14 protein-coding genes are annotated in these 16,972 nt (G+C 51.4%); 13 read left to right on the forward strand and 1 reads right to left on the reverse strand.

Annotated features, from left to right (window positions below):
- Positions 1-112: 112 nt before the first annotated feature.
- From obgE to JUB14_RS16865, 13 genes are all read left to right on the forward strand, one after another.
- Positions 113-1,120 carry a GTPase ObgE gene (obgE, locus tag JUB14_RS16805; protein WP_207507506.1) on the forward strand — a complete coding sequence of 336 codons (1,008 nt, stop codon included), beginning with the start codon at positions 113-115 and terminating at the stop codon, positions 1,118-1,120.
- A gap of 82 nt (positions 1,121-1,202) precedes the next feature.
- Entirely contained in the window at positions 1,203-4,376 is a 3,174-nt protein-coding gene (locus JUB14_RS16810) for a T9SS type A sorting domain-containing protein (protein WP_207507513.1), read from the forward strand.
- A gap of 186 nt (positions 4,377-4,562) precedes the next feature.
- A complete protein-coding gene (locus tag JUB14_RS16815; RefSeq protein ID WP_207507516.1) occupies positions 4,563-6,665 on the forward strand; it encodes a T9SS type A sorting domain-containing protein in 2,103 nt (700 codons plus the stop codon).
- 190 nt (positions 6,666-6,855) lie between these two features.
- Entirely contained in the window at positions 6,856-7,230 is a 375-nt protein-coding gene (locus JUB14_RS16820) for an NADH-quinone oxidoreductase subunit A (protein ID WP_207507518.1), read from the forward strand.
- A gap of 41 nt (positions 7,231-7,271) precedes the next feature.
- Entirely contained in the window at positions 7,272-7,814 is a 543-nt protein-coding gene (locus tag JUB14_RS16825) for an NADH-quinone oxidoreductase subunit B (RefSeq protein ID WP_207507521.1), read from the forward strand.
- Positions 7,815-7,820: 6 nt separating this feature from the next.
- Positions 7,821-8,321: an NADH-quinone oxidoreductase subunit C gene (locus tag JUB14_RS16830; RefSeq protein WP_207507523.1), complete on the forward strand. Its 501-nt coding sequence runs from the start codon at positions 7,821-7,823 to the stop codon at positions 8,319-8,321.
- A 28-nt stretch (positions 8,322-8,349) separates the two neighbouring features.
- A complete protein-coding gene (gene nuoD / locus JUB14_RS16835; RefSeq protein WP_207507525.1) occupies positions 8,350-9,579 on the forward strand; it encodes an NADH dehydrogenase (quinone) subunit D in 1,230 nt (409 codons plus the stop codon).
- Between the two features lie 30 nt (positions 9,580-9,609).
- On the forward strand, positions 9,610-10,110 hold the full coding sequence (locus JUB14_RS16840) for an NADH-quinone oxidoreductase subunit NuoE family protein (protein ID WP_374757818.1): 501 nt from the start codon (positions 9,610-9,612) through the stop codon (positions 10,108-10,110).
- 31 nt (positions 10,111-10,141) lie between these two features.
- Positions 10,142-11,482, forward strand: a complete 1,341-nt coding sequence (nuoF, locus tag JUB14_RS16845; RefSeq protein ID WP_207507529.1) for an NADH-quinone oxidoreductase subunit NuoF — start codon at positions 10,142-10,144, stop codon at positions 11,480-11,482.
- Positions 11,483-11,582: 100 nt separating this feature from the next.
- Positions 11,583-12,698: an NADH-quinone oxidoreductase subunit G gene (locus tag JUB14_RS16850; protein ID WP_207507531.1), complete on the forward strand. Its 1,116-nt coding sequence runs from the start codon at positions 11,583-11,585 to the stop codon at positions 12,696-12,698.
- A gap of 57 nt (positions 12,699-12,755) precedes the next feature.
- Positions 12,756-13,835: an NADH-quinone oxidoreductase subunit NuoH gene (gene nuoH, locus JUB14_RS16855; RefSeq protein WP_207507533.1), complete on the forward strand. Its 1,080-nt coding sequence runs from the start codon at positions 12,756-12,758 to the stop codon at positions 13,833-13,835.
- A gap of 27 nt (positions 13,836-13,862) precedes the next feature.
- Entirely contained in the window at positions 13,863-14,456 is a 594-nt protein-coding gene (locus tag JUB14_RS16860) for a NuoI/complex I 23 kDa subunit family protein (RefSeq protein WP_207507541.1), read from the forward strand.
- Between the two features lie 66 nt (positions 14,457-14,522).
- Complete coding sequence (locus JUB14_RS16865) at positions 14,523-15,041, forward strand: NADH-quinone oxidoreductase subunit J family protein (RefSeq protein WP_207507543.1); 519 nt, start codon at positions 14,523-14,525, stop codon at positions 15,039-15,041.
- Positions 15,042-15,183: 142 nt separating this feature from the next.
- Here the strand turns inward: JUB14_RS16865 and JUB14_RS16870 are convergent, their stop codons facing one another.
- Complete coding sequence (locus tag JUB14_RS16870) at positions 15,184-16,827, reverse strand: GMC family oxidoreductase (RefSeq protein ID WP_207507545.1); 1,644 nt, start codon at positions 16,825-16,827, stop codon at positions 15,184-15,186.
- Positions 16,828-16,972 lie beyond the last annotated feature (145 nt).

Below are 16,972 nucleotides of genomic sequence, written 5' to 3' on the forward strand. Positions count from 1 at the left end.
TATACAGCCGGTAGCTCTGAATCAGTGACAGACTGCACCTACAGGTCACGTCGGACTTCCGCACTAAATGATCACGCGCGGTCTCAGGTCACTGATCATTGAACACTGAAACATGGCTTCATCAAACTTCATCGATTACGTAAAGATAAATGTACGCTCCGGAGCCGGAGGTGCCGGATCAGTACATTTCCGCCGGGAAAAGTATGTAGATAAAGGCGGCCCGGACGGAGGTGACGGCGGACGTGGCGGGCACATCATCCTGAAAGGGAATGCCCAGCACTGGACACTGCTTCACCTTAAATACACCAAGCACATCAAAGCCGAACCGGGAAAAGCCGGAGAAGGCGGACGACGCAAGGGGGCCCAGGGCAAAGACGTTATACTGGAAGTACCACTGGGTACCGTAGCGCGCGATGCCGAAACGGGAGAACAGATCCTGGAAATAACCGAAGACGGACAGGAGGTGATTCTGATGCCCGGCGGGCGGGGTGGACTGGGCAATGACCATTTCAAAAACTCAACGAACCAGACCCCTCAGCACGCCCAGCCTGGTGAACCCGGCGGAGAGTCCTGGGTTATACTGGAGCTGAAGGTACTGGCGGACGTAGGTTTGGTAGGTTTCCCCAACGCGGGTAAATCGACGCTCCTGTCGGTGATATCGGCCGCTCGTCCCGAAATAGCCAACTATCCTTTTACAACCCTGGTACCCAACCTGGGAGTAGTAGCCTACCGCGACTACAAATCGTTTGTGGTAGCTGATATTCCCGGTATCATAGAAGGTGCCTCACAGGGCAAAGGACTTGGACTGCGATTCCTTAGACATATCGAACGCAACTCTATTCTGCTGTTCATGATCCCGGCCGACTCCGAAGACATCAAGGGGGAATATGAGACTTTACTCAACGAGCTGCGGCTGTATAACCCCAGTCTGCTGGATAAGCAGCGTCTGCTGGCTATCACCAAAGTTGACCTGCTGGATGAGGAAGAGCGAGCGAAGCTCTCGGATCAAGTACCTGTTGATGTACCTTGTATCCAGATTTCGGCAATTATTCAGGAAGGAATAGACGCACTAAAAGACCTGATTTGGAAAACGCTGAACGAGGAACAGCCCGTTCAATAACTTCATGGAATAAAAGTTGCTTTCCGTTCGTTGTAAAATGAAATTTGCAGGATGGAAAATACTTGGAAAGTAATCTATTAGCATGAAATATCCTTTACGTACACTAATGGTTACACTCGTCTGGGGTGTAGCCTTTATTTTGCCACAAGTACTAGGCCAGGTCAGTATTAACTATCCTAAAAACCGCGCCGTCTTTCAGCGGGATAAAAGTAATTCAGCTACTATCTACATAGCGGGCAGCTATACCGAAGCTGCCGACCGGGTAGAGGCCCAGCTGACACCAGTACAGGGAGGAAACCATTCCGGCTGGATCACCATTCAGAATAATCCCCAGGGAGGACAGTTTTACGGCAGTATGGACTGGTCGGGTGGCTGGTATACGCTGGAGGTACGCATGTGGCGCGGGGATCAGCAGGTTGGAAGTGCATCCGTCTCCCGGGTCGGTATCGGAGAGGTATTTATTATAGCAGGCCAGTCAAACGCCCAGGGATACCAGGGCTACGGAGGCCCCGGGGCGAATGATGATCGTGTCAACACGATTAACTACTACAACAATGATGACCCGGGCAATGACCTCCCCTATCCGGAGTTCAGCCATCTGGATGCCAACTCATTTATCTCACCCCGTGGTAACTCAGCCTGGTCGTGGGGACGCCTCGGCGACCACCTGGCCAACCGGTTAGGAGTTCCAATCCTGTTCTACAACGTGGCATGGTATGGCTCCGCCGTCAGAAACTGGCGCGAGAGCATTAATGGGACTGCTTACTCTGTATTTGATGGTGGTCCATTCTCGCCGGCAGGTATGCCCTATAAAAATCTGAGGCTGGTCATGCAGTACTACGTACCTATCACGGGCATAAGAGGAGTACTCTGGCAACAGGGCGAATCAGATACCTACGCCAATACCAGCGCATCTTCTTATGCTAATGACCTACGCACTGTCATTGAGCAAAGCCGAAACGAATCCGGCAAGAACCTGTCGTGGGTTATAGCCCGAACCTCTTATTTCCCATTGGGAGGCGGTACCAGCGCACAGGTTATACAAGGGCAGAATAACGTAGTGGCTTCCGTGCCCAACACCTTCGCTGGCCCGGAAACTGACAATATCCCCAGCCATCTCCGCAGCGACGGAACCCACTTTGCCAATGAAGGGCTGACCATACTGGGGGATATGTGGAGTAATTCACTGAATGATAATTTCTTTAACCGCTCGGAGCCTTACAAAGCACTGCCGCTGCCGAAGGTAACGGTCAGTAACTGTTCTAACGAAAATAATACCCTAACCCTTACGGTAGAGGGGAACTACTCGTCCATCAACTGGAATACCGGTGCCGGTGACCGCACAATCACCGCAGGCCCCGGCACCTACCGGGTACAGGTGCGGGATGGAGCCGGAAATATCATACGCACGCCGGAGATCCGAATCCCGGACAATGTTCGGGCCTCTACCCCCAATGTGACCAACGAGGGGAGAAACCCGATCTGTCAGAATGGGTCAACGGTGCTGTCGGCGAATAGCTCTGGCAAAGTTACATGGAACAATGGTCAGAATGGGGAGCGTATCACAGTAAGTTCGGCCGGTGAGTTCTTCGCAACTGTTCAGAACGCCTACGGTTGCCAGGCTACTTCATCACGAACAACCATTACCGTACTTCCGACCCCACCACCAGCTACCCCCAGTATCACGGTGACGGCTCCTACTACTTTCTGCGAAGGCGGCGAAGTAAAGCTCGTATCAAGTGCCCCCCGGAATACCTGGTCCAACGGCATGGAAGGGAAGGAAGTAGCCATACGTACCTCGGGGGAATACCGGGTACGGGCCGTTGATGAGCAGGGGTGTTTTTCGGCGGAGTCTGCTCCTGTGTCCATTGTTGTTAATCCGCTCCCGGCTCAGCCCGTGGTTTCGCCCAGCAGCAGCACCACCTTCTGCCAGGGAGGTAATGTAACGCTCACCTCCAGCTATCCCAACGGAAATGTGTGGTCTACACAGGCTACCTCGCAGGCCATAACCGTAGCCCAGTCGGGCTCCTATACCGTACGGGTCCGTGATGCCAATGGCTGCGAAAACACCTCCCGCCCCGTAGATGTACGGGTAAATCCACTGCCGGCTGCTCCGGCCATAACGCCTCTGCGCCCTACTACTTTCTGCGAGCGGGACTATACAGTATTACAATCCAGCGAAGCTCATATGTACCGGTGGAGTACCGGCCAGACAGGTCGTGAGCAGGAAATACGTACTCCCGGCGACTACTCACTTACCATCACCGACATCAACGGCTGTACCTCACCGTCCTCCGCGGCGGTGAAGGTAGTAGTGAACCCGCTGCCTGCCATCCCTACTATTACGGCGGCTGGCCCTACTACGTTCTGCGCGGATGAAAACGTTACATTGCAGTCCAGCCCGGCCTTTGGCTATTCGTGGAGCCACGGCGAAAGCAGCAAGGATGTGGCCGTAAATAAAACGGCAGAATACAGCGTACGCGCTAAAAACGAGTTTGGCTGTCTGTCGGACCCTTCCAACCGGATCGCGGTCAATGCCATGCCTTTGCCTCCCATACCTACCGTGACCGCCCTGGGGCCCACAAGTTTTTGCGAAGGAGATGAGGTAACCCTAACGGCTGCCGGTATAGGTCCTGTTTCCTGGAATACCGGTGTCGCAGCCCCTTCTATTACCGTTAACCAGACGGGTAACTACGCCGCCCGGGTGCAGGGAACCAACGGATGTTTTTCACCCTACACGGCTGCCACCCAGGTACTCGCCAATCCTATTCCGTCGAAGCCGGTGATCCAGCAGGCTGGTACCTTTAGTCTGGAGGCGGAAAGCCCCATAGAGGCCGAGCGCTACGAGTGGAAACGCGATGGGATAACAATTCAGACCGAAAGTCAGTCACTGATCAAGGCCGGCCAGTCCGGTACCTACTCCGTCAGAGGCTTTATTGTCTACAGCCCAACGCTTACCTGTAGTTCAGAAGAGTCAGAGATGTTCCGTTTTGAGGTAGATATGAGTACCGGTGGATTCAGCATCTACCCCAATCCGAGTGTGGATGGACGGGTAACGCTGGAAACCCTGCAGGATCTGCAGAATGCCACGGTTCAGCTATACGACCTGCGAGGAAATCTGGTTCATACCTTTTCGTCACTTTCATTCGAAGAACGTAAAGTGATAGACTTGTCTACCCTGCCTGATGGTGTTTATATAGTCCGTATTGAGTCCGGCTCTTTCACCGCTGTACAGAAAGTTATTCTTGCCCATTAAGGTGTGTGAGTAACTATGTGACTCAAAAAAAAATTTGATGTATTATAGCAGAAATAATCTTATAAATTTGTAGTCGGCTGACGTGTGCTCAATACTGAAATGAGATAGGAGCATACGTCAGCCGATACTATCCTGATAGTACTGTAATGATGGTCGGAAGTCTAGTTTTTCTTATTTATCTAGTCAATGCGTAAATCCTCTACTAATCATTTTTTTCTTAAAATCTGGTTCCTGATTGTTTGTGTTCCCCTGGCGGTTAGCGCCCAGATTAAAATTACCTCCCCTTCTGACCGAGCCATATATCAACGGGATATTAGCGGCCAGACCACCTTTTCGATAACAGGTACCTATTCACAACCCATCGACAAGGTAGAAGTAAGGGCTGTACCGGTAGTACCGGGCCAGGGGATAGGTACTGAATGGGCTACTCTTCAGAGTAATCCCTCCGGCGGTACTTTTCTGGGTTCACTACGACTGCACGGTGGATGGTATACCCTGGAAGTACGGGGCCTGATGAACGGAGCTTTAGTGGGACGTGACGTAGTCCCTCGTATGGGCGTTGGGGAAGTGTTTGTAATCGCGGGACAATCCAACGCGCAGGGCCTGAGAGACTACCCGGGCCCCGGTGCAAAAGATGATCGGGTCAACTACATCGTGTACGATAACATTGTTAACTCTCTGTTCGATCCGCCTGCACCCACTTTTGCCCAGCTTACCTCTGAGGCCATTGTTGGTCCTCACGGCCAGTCTGCCTGGAACTGGGGAATATTGGGGGATCAGTTAGCACGAAAGTTAAACGTACCCGTCCTATTCATTAATGCTGCCTGGGAAGGAACCTCGGTACGAAACTGGGCCCAAAGTGCGGCCGACCAACCTACCTACAATGTATACGGCGGTTTTCCGTATCCTCCTCAAATGCCTTATGGTAACCTCCTGCTTTCTGTCCGGCATTATGCCAATATGCTGGGAGCAAGAGCGGTCCTATGGATGCAGGGCGAGTCAGATACCTATCCGGCTAACATGAGCAAAGCTGAATACCAGGGCCATTTGCAATTCCTGGTGAATAAGTTGGGAGGAGATATCAATAAAAGGATCATCTGGGTAATCGCCCGAACCTCACGCACGGCTAATAATTTGGGGGCCTCAATCACCAGCCCGGAAATAATTGCCGCTCAGAATGCCGTACTTAACACGCAGTTTAATGGTACCTACGCCGGCCCGGAAACGGATAATCTGGCGGTCCCACGGGCGGATGGGGTCCATTTTATTGGAGAAGCAGCTCTTAATACCCTGGCCAACGCCTGGAATAACGTACTGAATACAACATTCTTTTCGACAGTCACACCGCTGACACCGGCTGCTATTCCTGCTGTTACTACTGCCTGTGCCGCGGACAACAATACCATAAGCCTTACGCTGCCTACCGGCTACTCCTCCTATACCTGGAGCACCGGACAGTCTGGCCGTACGATCAATGTATCTTCACCCGGCACCTACCGGGCTACGCTGAAAGATGCCAGCGGCAACGCTATTCTGAGCCAGAGCGTGACGATCGAAAACTCAGTTAAGCCTGTTAAGCCTACCATTATTCCCGGTGGCGAGCGGCAGGCTTGTGCTGATTCAGGACTTATATTGTCTGCCTCAGGCGGCACTGACCTGTTTATGTGGAGTAACGGTACGACCGGCCGTACTACCCGCGCCCTTCAGAGTGGCAACTATACCGTACGGGCTCAGAATGTTTTTGGATGCGTGTCGGAAGTATCGGCTCCAACCAGCCTGACGGTTCGTCCGGCGGTACCACAGCCAACTGTAATCCAGTCAGGACCTTTCAGTATGCAGGCTACCTTACCCGACCCGGATCTGATGGTAACGTATGAGTGGAAGCGCAATGATCAGGTGCTTACGCCTGGTACCAGTGTCATCAAAACCTTGGAAGACGGTAACTATATAGCCAGAGCCAAGACAGTATACAACCTGGGCAGCAGCAACCAACTTACCTGCTACTCGGCATTTTCTAATCCGATCACCTATATTCCTTCCGAGGGTGATGCCATTGTGATCTTCCCCAATCCTGCTCCTAATGGAGTAATCGCCGTCGAAACCAGGGAGGATCTGACCGATGCCGAAGTAGCCATATTTAATATGAACGGTGCACTGCTCCGGACCCAGAGCTTCCCCACCCTGAACCAGCGCCGCACCATTAATATCAGTACGCTTCCTCCTGGAGCCTACGTAGTGCGGGTGAGGTCTGCGGGGGTGGATGTCTCCAAAAAGATTATAATAGATTAACTACAATATGCTTAGTTGAAGGCTCCTGATATCAGGAGCCTTTTTTTGTACTTTTTCTGTAAGCAAGACTACGCAACGTATTTGGTTGATAAATTTGCAAATAGTAATTTTACAGCAAGTACTATACTTGCCTTAATAATCGTTAGTAAACGTTTCTTATCTAAAATATGTTAAGAAACTAAGAAGAACTATGAATACGACTTATCTCCCTTCCGATTTTTTACCCATAGTGGTACAGCTTGGTCTGGCGCTGGCATTTATTGTCGGTACGATGATTGTTACCCACCTTATTGGACCCAGCCGTAAGAGCAGTCTTAAGGATGATCCTTTCGAGTGTGGAATCGAAGTAAAAGGTAATGCCCGTACTCCCATATCCGTGAAGTACTTTCTGGTAGCGATTCTGTTCGTACTGTTTGATGTGGAAGTTATTTTCATGTACCCATGGGCGGTTAATTTCAGACAACTGGGCATGCTCGGATTTATCGAAATGCTACTGTTCATGGCCTTATTGCTGGCCGGCTTCTACTACATAATCCGTAAGGGTGTACTGAAGTGGGAAGAATAACCTGTTTGTTTAATTAGTTGATAATTAAAATCTATAATACTATGAGCTCTGTAAAGATGGTGGAGGCCCCGGATGGATATAGTGGAGCTGGTTTCTTTGCTACTTCATTAGATGAGGTGATTGGTCTGGCGCGTAGCCACTCGTTGTGGCCGCTGCCTTTTGCCACATCCTGCTGCGGTATTGAATTTATGGCGACCATGGGTTCGCATTATGATATATCACGTTTTGGTTCCGAACGCCCCAGCTTCTCGCCCCGCCAGGCTGACCTGCTGATGGTAATGGGTACCATTGCCAAGAAGATGGCACCTATTGTAAAGCAGGTATACCTGCAGATGGCCGAGCCCCGCTGGGTAATGGCCGTAGGAGCCTGTGCTTCCAGCGGTGGTATATTTGATACATACAGCGTACTCCAGGGTATTGACCGGATTATTCCTGTCGATGTATACGTACCTGGCTGTCCGCCGCGCCCCGAACAAATCCTGGAAGGTCTGATGCAGGTACAGGAGCTGACCCGCAACGAATCGCTGCGTCGTCGCAACTCAGATGAGTACCAACACCTGCTGGAGTCATATAAAATACAATAACCCTCTATGCTTAGCAATCAGGAAGTAGCCGAAGAGCTGATCAAGAAGTTCGGCAACGATGTATACGATTTTGAAGATCCTTATGGGCTGCTTACCCTCACTACTACCCGGGAGCAGATCATACCAATACTAGAGTACCTGTTTCACCACGACCGTTTCAAGATTAACTTCCTGACGGATATTACCGGAATACATTATCCGGACAGTCCGGGACAGGAGTTCGCGGTGGTGTACCATGTCCATAGCCTTACTCAGAACTTCCGGGTGAGGCTTAAAGTGTTTCTGGCCGAAGCAGATATTCATGTTCCAACGGCTACTCCTGTGTATGCCTCCGCCAACTGGATGGAGCGGGAGACGTACGACTTCTTCGGGATCATTTTTGACGGACATCCTGACCTGAGACGTATCCTGAACATAGATGAAATGGATTACTTCCCGATGCGGAAGCAGTACCCGATGGAAGATGCTACGCGTCAGGACAAGATCGACGCGCTCTTTGGCCGTTAATCTCCTACTATCTAACTGAGTAAGTACAATGGCAGATATAGAATTAGTACCTAATAAGAATTTTCCGGCCAAGAACGACCATCCTGATCTGGTAGGGGAGCTCACCACCCTCAACCTGGGACCTACCCACCCGGCTACCCACGGTATCTTTCAGAACATCCTGCAGATGGACGGAGAGAAGATCGTGTCGGGTGAGCAGACGATCGGGTATATTCACCGGGCCTTTGAGAAAATAGCTGAGCGTCGTCCGTTCTACCAGATCACTACCCTGACTGACCGGATGAACTACTGTTCGTCACCGATCAACAACTTCGGCTGGCACATGACCGTAGAGAAGCTGCTGGGTATAGAAGTACCTAAGCGGGCGCAGTACATCCGGGTGATCCTGATGGAGCTGGCCCGGATCAGCGACCACCTGATCTGTAACGGTATCCTGGGTGTGGATAGCGGAGCTTACTCCGGCTTCCTGTACCTGATGGAGAAGCGGGAAGAGATCTACGAAATATACGAAGAAATATGCGGAGCCCGTCTGACAACCAACATGGGTCGTATAGGCGGTATGGAAAGAGATTTTTCCAATGAAGCGCTACGCAAGATACGGGAGATGCTTAAATCACTGCCGCCGGTATTGAAGGAGTTTGAAAACCTCTTCAACCGGAACCGGATCTTTATGGACCGTACCATTAACGTAGGGCCTATATCGGCCGAGCGTGCGCTGAGCTACGGATTTACCGGACCTAACTTGCGTGCCGCCGGGGTGGACTACGATGTACGGGTGATGAATCCGTATTCGTCCTACGAAGACTTTGACTTTATCATTCCGATAGGTCAGAGCGGCGATACCTACGACCGGTTCATGGTACGTAACGAGGAGATGTGGCAGAGTATGAAGATTATTGATCAGGCCATGAACAACCTGCCCGAAGGTCCTTTCTTCGCCGACGCCCCTGAGTACTACCTCCCTCCCAAGCAGGAAGTATACCGTAGCATGGAAGCGCTCATCTACCACTTCAAGATTGTGATGGGTGAAATAGACGCTCCGGTGGGTGAAGTATACCATTCGGTAGAGGGTGGCAACGGAGAGCTGGGCTTCTACCTGATCAGTGACGGAGGCCGCACACCATACCGTCTGCACTTCCGTCGTCCGAGCTTTATCTACTACCAGGCATTCCCTGAGATGTGCAAAGGCACGACGCTGTCCGATGCCATCCTGATCATGAGTAGTCTGAACGTAATTGCCGGAGAGCTGGACGCGTAAATTAACCATTGGATTCCTTCTCGTAGAAAGATAATGACCGAAGCACCTAATACAGTAGCATTTACGCCGGATCGTCTGGCCAAATCAAAGGAAATCATTGCCCGTTATCCCGAAGGCCGCCAGAAATCGGCGCTTCTGCCCCTCCTGCACCTGGCTCAGGAACAGTGGGGATGGGTAAGCCCGGAGGTGATGGACTACGTAGCCGAACTACTGAGCATACTACCTATTGAGGTATACGAGGTAGCTACCTTCTATACCATGTTCCACCTGGATCCCGTCGGAAAACACGTCATCGAATACTGTCGTACCGGTCCCTGCTGCCTGATGGGTGGTGAGGATGTGTATGGCTACCTCCGCGAAAAGCTGGGAGTGGAAGCCGGACAGACTACGGCCGACGGTAAGTTTACTGTGAAAGAAGTAGAGTGTCTGGCCGCCTGCGGCTGGGGACCTGTGTTCCAGATTCGGGAGAAGTACTATATGAACCTCACCCGGGAGCGGGTTGATGAGATCATTGACGAGTTAAGCAAATAAGCTGCTGTAAGCTGCTATACTATATTGAATAATGGCAAAGAAGATCTTAACCGAATATATTAACGTTCCCGGCATTGACACCTTTGAGGTGTACCGCAAGCACGGGGGCTATACGGCTGTTGAGAAAGCGCTGAAAACCATGACTCCCGAAGAGGTAGTGGAAGAGGCGAAGAAATCAGGCGTGCGCGGACGAGGCGGTGCCGGATTCCCGATGGGAATGAAGTGGAGCTTCCTGGCTAAGCCGGAAGGTGTACCCCGCTACCTCGTGTGTAACGCGGACGAGTCAGAGCCGGGTACCTTTAAGGACCACCACCTGATGAAGGAGCTACCCCACCTACTTATAGAGGGGATGATCGTATCGAGCTTTGCGCTGGGTGCCCACAAATCGTTTATCTACGTACGGGGCGAGCTCATGTACGTGATCCGCATCCTGGAGAAAGCCATCGAAGAGGCCAAAGAAAAAGGCTTCCTGGGCAAGAATATCCTGGGTACAGGCTACGACCTGGAACTGGTAGTACAGCCCGGAGGTGGAGCTTATATTTGTGGGGAAGAAACAGCCCTATTGGAATCGCTGGAAGGAAAGCGTGGTAACCCGCGTAACAAGCCTCCTTTCCCTGCTATCAAGGGACTTTATCAGAGCCCTACGGTAGTAAATAACGTGGAGTCTATCTCCAACATGCCCTGGATCATCAACAACGGGGGCGACGCCTATGCTGCCATCGGAGTGGGACGTAGTACCGGAACTAAGCTGATCTCGGCTTCGGGTCATATCCGGAAGCCCGGTGTATATGAAATTGAGCTGGGCGTGTCAGTAGATGAGTTCCTGAACTCGGATGAGTACTGCGGTGGTGTTCGTGACGGTCATTATCTGAAGGCGCTGGTAGCCGGAGGATCGTCGGTACCCATACTGCCGGCTCACCTGATTACAAAGACTGCCAACGGTGAAGATCGTCTGATGACGTACGAGTCACTCTCGGACGGAGGCTTCGCCACCGGTTCGATGCTGGGCTCGGGTGGATTTATCGTATTTGACGAGACCGCTTGTATTGTACGCAATACCTGGAACTTCTCCCGCTTCTACCACCACGAGTCGTGCGGGCAGTGCAGCCCCTGCCGTGAAGGTACCGGCTGGATGGAGAAGGTGCTCCACCGTCTTGAGCACGGCCACGGTAGCATGCATGACATTGACCTGCTGGTAGATATATCGAAGAAAATAGAAGGAAATACGATCTGTCCGCTCGGGGATGCGGCAGCCTGGCCGGTAGCCAGTGCCATTCGTCATTTCCGTGAAGAGTTTGAATGGCACGTTACCCATCCGCACGAAGCTACTCAGCCTGGTGCAGTATACATGGGTTCAGCGGCCTTGGTGTAATTTGAGTTAATTTTGAATGGGTGAATTAGTGGTTAAGTGAATATCAGAAGGATTTGTTATTCTCTCAATCAATCATTCTCTCAGTCACTCATTGAGAAACATGGAAGAGACCAAACCAAATCTGTTTAAAATAACCTTCGACGGTATCGAAGTCGAAGTAGAGCCGGGTACTACCATCATGCAGGCAGCCCGTAAGATTGCCGAAGCGGACCGATCACACGATGCCCTGGTACCTCCGGCGATGTGCTACTACGAGCCTCTGAAAGGAACGGGCGGAAAATGCCGCGCCTGTCTGGTAAAGGTAACACAAGGTTCTGCCAAGGATACGCGTCCCATGCCTAAACTGGTGCCTTCGTGCATTACGCAGGTACAGGATGGTATGGTAGTAGAAAATACCACTAACCCGGCCGTACTGGAAGCTCGCAAAGGTGTAGTAGAGTTCCTGCTCATCAACCACCCGCTGGACTGTCCCGTATGCGACCAGGCCGGTGAGTGCCACCTGCAGGACTTTGCTTATGAGCATGGAGCAGCCAAGACTCGCTACGAGGAAGAGCGCCGTACTTTTGATCGGCACGACCTGGGTCCTTATATCCAGCTGCACATGACGCGCTGTATCCTGTGCTACCGTTGTGTATTCACCGCCGATCAGATTACGAACAAGCGGGTACACGGTGTTATGCACCGGGGCGATGCGGCCGAAATCAGTACTTATATTGAGAAAGCCATTGACAACGATTTCTCCGGAAACGTCATTGATGTATGTCCCGTAGGAGCTCTGACGGATAAGACCTTCCGCTTCAAGAACCGTGTATGGTTTACCAAACCCGTGGATGCTCACCGCGACTGCCCTACCTGTAGCGGTAATGTGACGCTGTGGTATCGGGGTGAAGAGGTGATCCGGGTGACGGCTCGTAAGAACGAATGGGGTGAGGTAAAAGAGTTTATCTGCAACACCTGCCGCTTCGAGAAGAAGAATACCAGCGACTGGACCATCGAAGGACCTGCCAAGGTATTACGCAGCTCGGTGATCTCGGCGAATAAGTACCGGGCGGACCTGGTGAAGAAGCCTGACTTCGCTCTGAAGCTGGCTAACTCCCAATATAAGCCTATTGACGACAGCCGTTCGTATACGACTGATCAGGACCAGATCCGTCAGTTGAGCATTGAGAATAATGACAAAGCCAACCACCGTTCACAGTTGGCCGACAAGAACTGATCCATCTACTAATAACCTATTCCGGAGGTACTAAGCTACCTCCGGCTGTATACAACCATGGAACTAACAGAGTTCATTATTAAGGCCATTGTCATAGCAGTGATCTTCGGACTAACCCTCCTGATCGCTATGTACTCTACCTATGGCGAACGTAAAGTAGCGGCCTTCATTCAGGATCGTATTGGTCCTAACCGGGCGGGTCCGTTTGGAATGCTGCAGCCGCTGGCTGATGCCGGAAAGATGTTCTTCAAGGAAGACTTCATTCCTGCCCAGGCTAATAAGTGGCTGTTCATCGCCGGTCCTGCACTAGCTATGCTTACCGCTTTGATGGCGAGTGCCGTTATTCCCTTTGGGCATACGCTTCGCTATGATGGCGTAGAGGTGGCCGTACAGGCCGTAGAGGCTAACATCGGTATCCTATATATCTTCGGTGTAGTATCGCTGGGTGTATACGGAATCATGGTGGGAGGCTGGGCGTCTAACAACAAGTTCTCCCTGCTGGGTGCTATCCGGGCGGCGTCTCAGAACATCAGCTACGAAATAGCGATGGGTATGGCTATTGTAGCTATTCTGATGATGACCGGATCACTGTCCCTGCGTGAGATCGTAGATCAGCAGCACAGCGGTAACTGGAATATCTGGTATCAGCCACTCGGATTTATTATATTCATCACCTGTGCCTTCGCGGAGTGTAACCGTACACCCTTTGATCTCCCTGAATGTGAGACAGAGCTGGTAGGTGGCTACCACACGGAGTATAGTAGTATGAAGCTAGGTTTCTATCTGTTTGCTGAGTACATCAACATGTTTATTTCATCTGCTGTGATTTCGGCACTGTACTTTGGTGGCTATAACTACCCTGGTATGGATTGGGTATACACCCAATTGACGGGTGCCTTCGGTGAAGTAGCCGGCCACAATGCCGCTACACTAATCGGTACCGCGGTGTTCTTTGGTAAGGCGTTGTTCTTCGTATTCTTCTATATGTGGGTACGCTGGACACTACCACGCTTCCGCTACGACCAGCTCATGAACCTGGGCTGGAAGGGTCTGATCCCTCTGGCTATTCTTAATATTATCATCACAGGTACTGGAGTACTGTTCCTGGAGCCTTATTTTACGGCTCTGCTTAAGTAATCCCGTACCCTGCAAACATACATTGCCATGCAGTTGACCAATCGCTCTAAGCAAGTTAGCAATAAAGAAATGACGCTGGCCGAAAAAGCCTACCTGCCTGCTATCGCGCAGGGGATGGCGATTACGATCAAGCATTTCTTCAAAAAGAAAGTAACTATACAGTACCCCGAGGTAAAGCGGTATCTGGGTCCCGTTTTCCGGGGACGTCACATCCTGAAGCGTGACGAGCAGGGACGCGAGCGCTGTACCGCCTGTGGGCTGTGCGCCGTAGCCTGTCCCGCCGAAGCTATCCAGATGGTGGCCTCCGAGCGTGAGAAGGGTGAAGAGCATCTGTACCGTGAAGAAAAATACGCGGCAGTATACGAAGTAAATATGCTGCGTTGTATCTTCTGCGGACTGTGCGAAGAAGCCTGTCCCAAGCAAGCTGTATACCTGCGTCACGACGAAATGGTACCCGTCTTTGTTGAGCGTGATCAGGTAATATGGGGTAAGGATATGCTCGTAGAGGACATGAACAATCGCTACAAGCGCGAAGCCTGGACCAAAGAAGAAGCCCGCCTGCTGGATGAGAAAAAAGCCAGAGGTGAAGTTTCGAACGTTGAGCCACGGGCTATTCCCTGAATCTAACTAATTTTATACCTTTGCCGCGCGGTAGTCGCCGCCCCGGAAAGTGACTATTACCTGTTTATGAATCCGACGCTATCGATTTTTTATTTCCTGTCGTTTCTGACAGTGCTCAGTGCCCTCATGGTGGTTTTCTCGCGTAGCCCCATTCACAGTGTACTCTACCTGATTCTGACGTTCTTCTGTCTGACGGGTCACTACATCCTGCTGAATGCGCAGTTTCTGGCGGCGGTAAATATTATCGTGTACGCCGGAGCGATCATGGTACTCTTCCTCTTTGTGATCATGTTCCTGAACATGAAGAAAGAAGATGAGGAAGCCAAGACCAACCTGACCAAGATAGCTGCGATGATCGTAGCAGGTACTCTGTTCGTGATCTTGTTCGGAGCGTACCGCAAGTCTATCATTGGCGCGTACAACCCTTATGAGTACAACTCGCAGGTAGGTATGGTGGAGAGCCTGGGAGCCGTGCTATTCAGAGACTACCTGCTGCCTTTTGAGCTGGCGTCGGTGCTTTTCCTTATAGCGATGACCGGTGCTGTGATGCTGGGTAGACGCGAAGTGGGAGAGCGTCATTTCTAACAATTGACCCTGTACCTGTTTGCATAGTTTGCGGGGCTGGCCTAAGTGGCCAGTCCCGCTTTTTTTGCTTTTGGGAGTAATTATAGGATTCAGGCTTTGATTGAAAACGTCAGATGTTATATCTATACATATACCACCTGCCCTACTTTTCTCCCTTAATTCCTTCCTCCTTTCTTACCTTTTCTACTTTCCTCCCTAGTACCAGATCCGCCCCTTTCTCCCCGATCATAATAACAGCTGCGTTGGTATTGCCCGCGATGATACGCGGCATGATGGAGGCATCCACCAACCGCAGCCCCTCTATCCCATGCACCCGCAGCTCTGAGTCCACTACGGCCATCTCATCATGCCCCATCTTACAGGTACCAACCGGATGATACACCGTTTCCATAACCTTTTTGATGTGCAGTAGTATGGCTTCATCCGAACTCTGGTCAGGCGGAGTAATGATTTGGGTACGAAATGCATCCAGCGCTTCCGCTCTCATTACCTCAAGAGCCCGACGGGTACCCTTGATGAGTGTTTTAACATCGTCTTCCTCTGACAAAAAGTTAGGCTGTATTACCGGAGCATCCAGGGGGCTAGATGAGCGCAAGCCAACGTATCCACGGCTCTTAGGCTTCAGGATGGTAGGCAGGATGGTAAAGCCATTGGTACGGGGGTAGGTACTGGCATCGTAAAAATCAGGTTTGTAGTCATTGCCAATGTGAATAGGCGCGAAGTGGAGCTGAAAGTCCACCGGGTCCGGACTGTCGGTCAGCTTCAGAAAAGCATTAGCCTCCAGGGGGCTGGTCGTGAACATTCCCTTCTTGAACAGGAGGTAGTTGAGTATCCCCAGCACCTGATTGTGTGGCTTGAGGTAATGGTTAGCGGTAGGTACGGTAGTCAGGGCACTCACCGATAGAAACAGGTGATCCTGCAGGTTCTTCCCTACTCCCGGCAGGTGCTTCCTGACGGGGATCTGGTGTTTTCTTAATTCATCCGCATCACCAATGCCCGACAGCATCAGGAGCTGAGGCGAGTTAAACGATCCTGCCGAAAGGATAACTTCCCGGGAGGCGTAAGCTACTTGAGTACTTTTTCCAGTAATAAATTCGACGCCAACCGCCCGGTCATTTTTGATCAGTACCTGTCTGGTGTGGGCGTGAGTAATGACTTTCAGGTTAGGGCGCTGCAGTACCGGCTTCAGAAAGGCTCCCGCCGTACTATGCCGCTTCTGATCTTTAATTGTAAACTGAAACAGCCCGGCCCCCAACTGCTCCGCTCCATTAAAATCAGGATTGGCCGGAAGACCGCTTTGAATACAGGCCTCTACGAACGCATCCGCAACGGGTGTTCGGAATCGTTGGGCGAAGGTAATATTGAGAGGCCCCTGCTGACCATGGTACGAGTCAAGGATCTGTTCATTATGCTCTGAGCGGGTAAAGTACGGCAGTACCTCCTCATAGCTCCAGCCGGTATTTCCCAGCGCTGCCCATTCGTCGTAGTCGGCCCGGTTACCCCGCACATACGCCATCGCGTTGATAGAACTGCATCCGCCCAGTGTCTTGCCCCGCGGCAGGTACATCCGTCGGTCCAGCACGTGCTTCTGCGGTTCAGTAAAGAAGCCCCAGTCGACCTCGGACCGGCTAAGGCGAGAATAAGCGGCCGGAATCCGGATCTCCAGCTTGGTATCGGGGCCTCCTGCTTCCAGCAGTAACACCGTCACCGCCGGGTCCGCCGAAAGCCGATTGGCCAGTACACAACCAGCCGAGCCAGCACCCACGATGATGTAGTCGTATTTCATAGCTTCATGAGAGTTTTAGATGGGTTTACACTATTCGCTGTACCTACCAGCGAACCACATTAATTTACCATTAAATCATAGATTGTACACATAAAATTCTGGTATTTTACATGCTTTGCAAAAACAGCACTCTCTTTCTATAGTT

This window comes from Telluribacter humicola (genome assembly GCF_017355935.1).
Taxonomy (GTDB): Bacteria; Bacteroidota; Bacteroidia; order Cytophagales; family Spirosomataceae; genus Telluribacter; species Telluribacter humicola.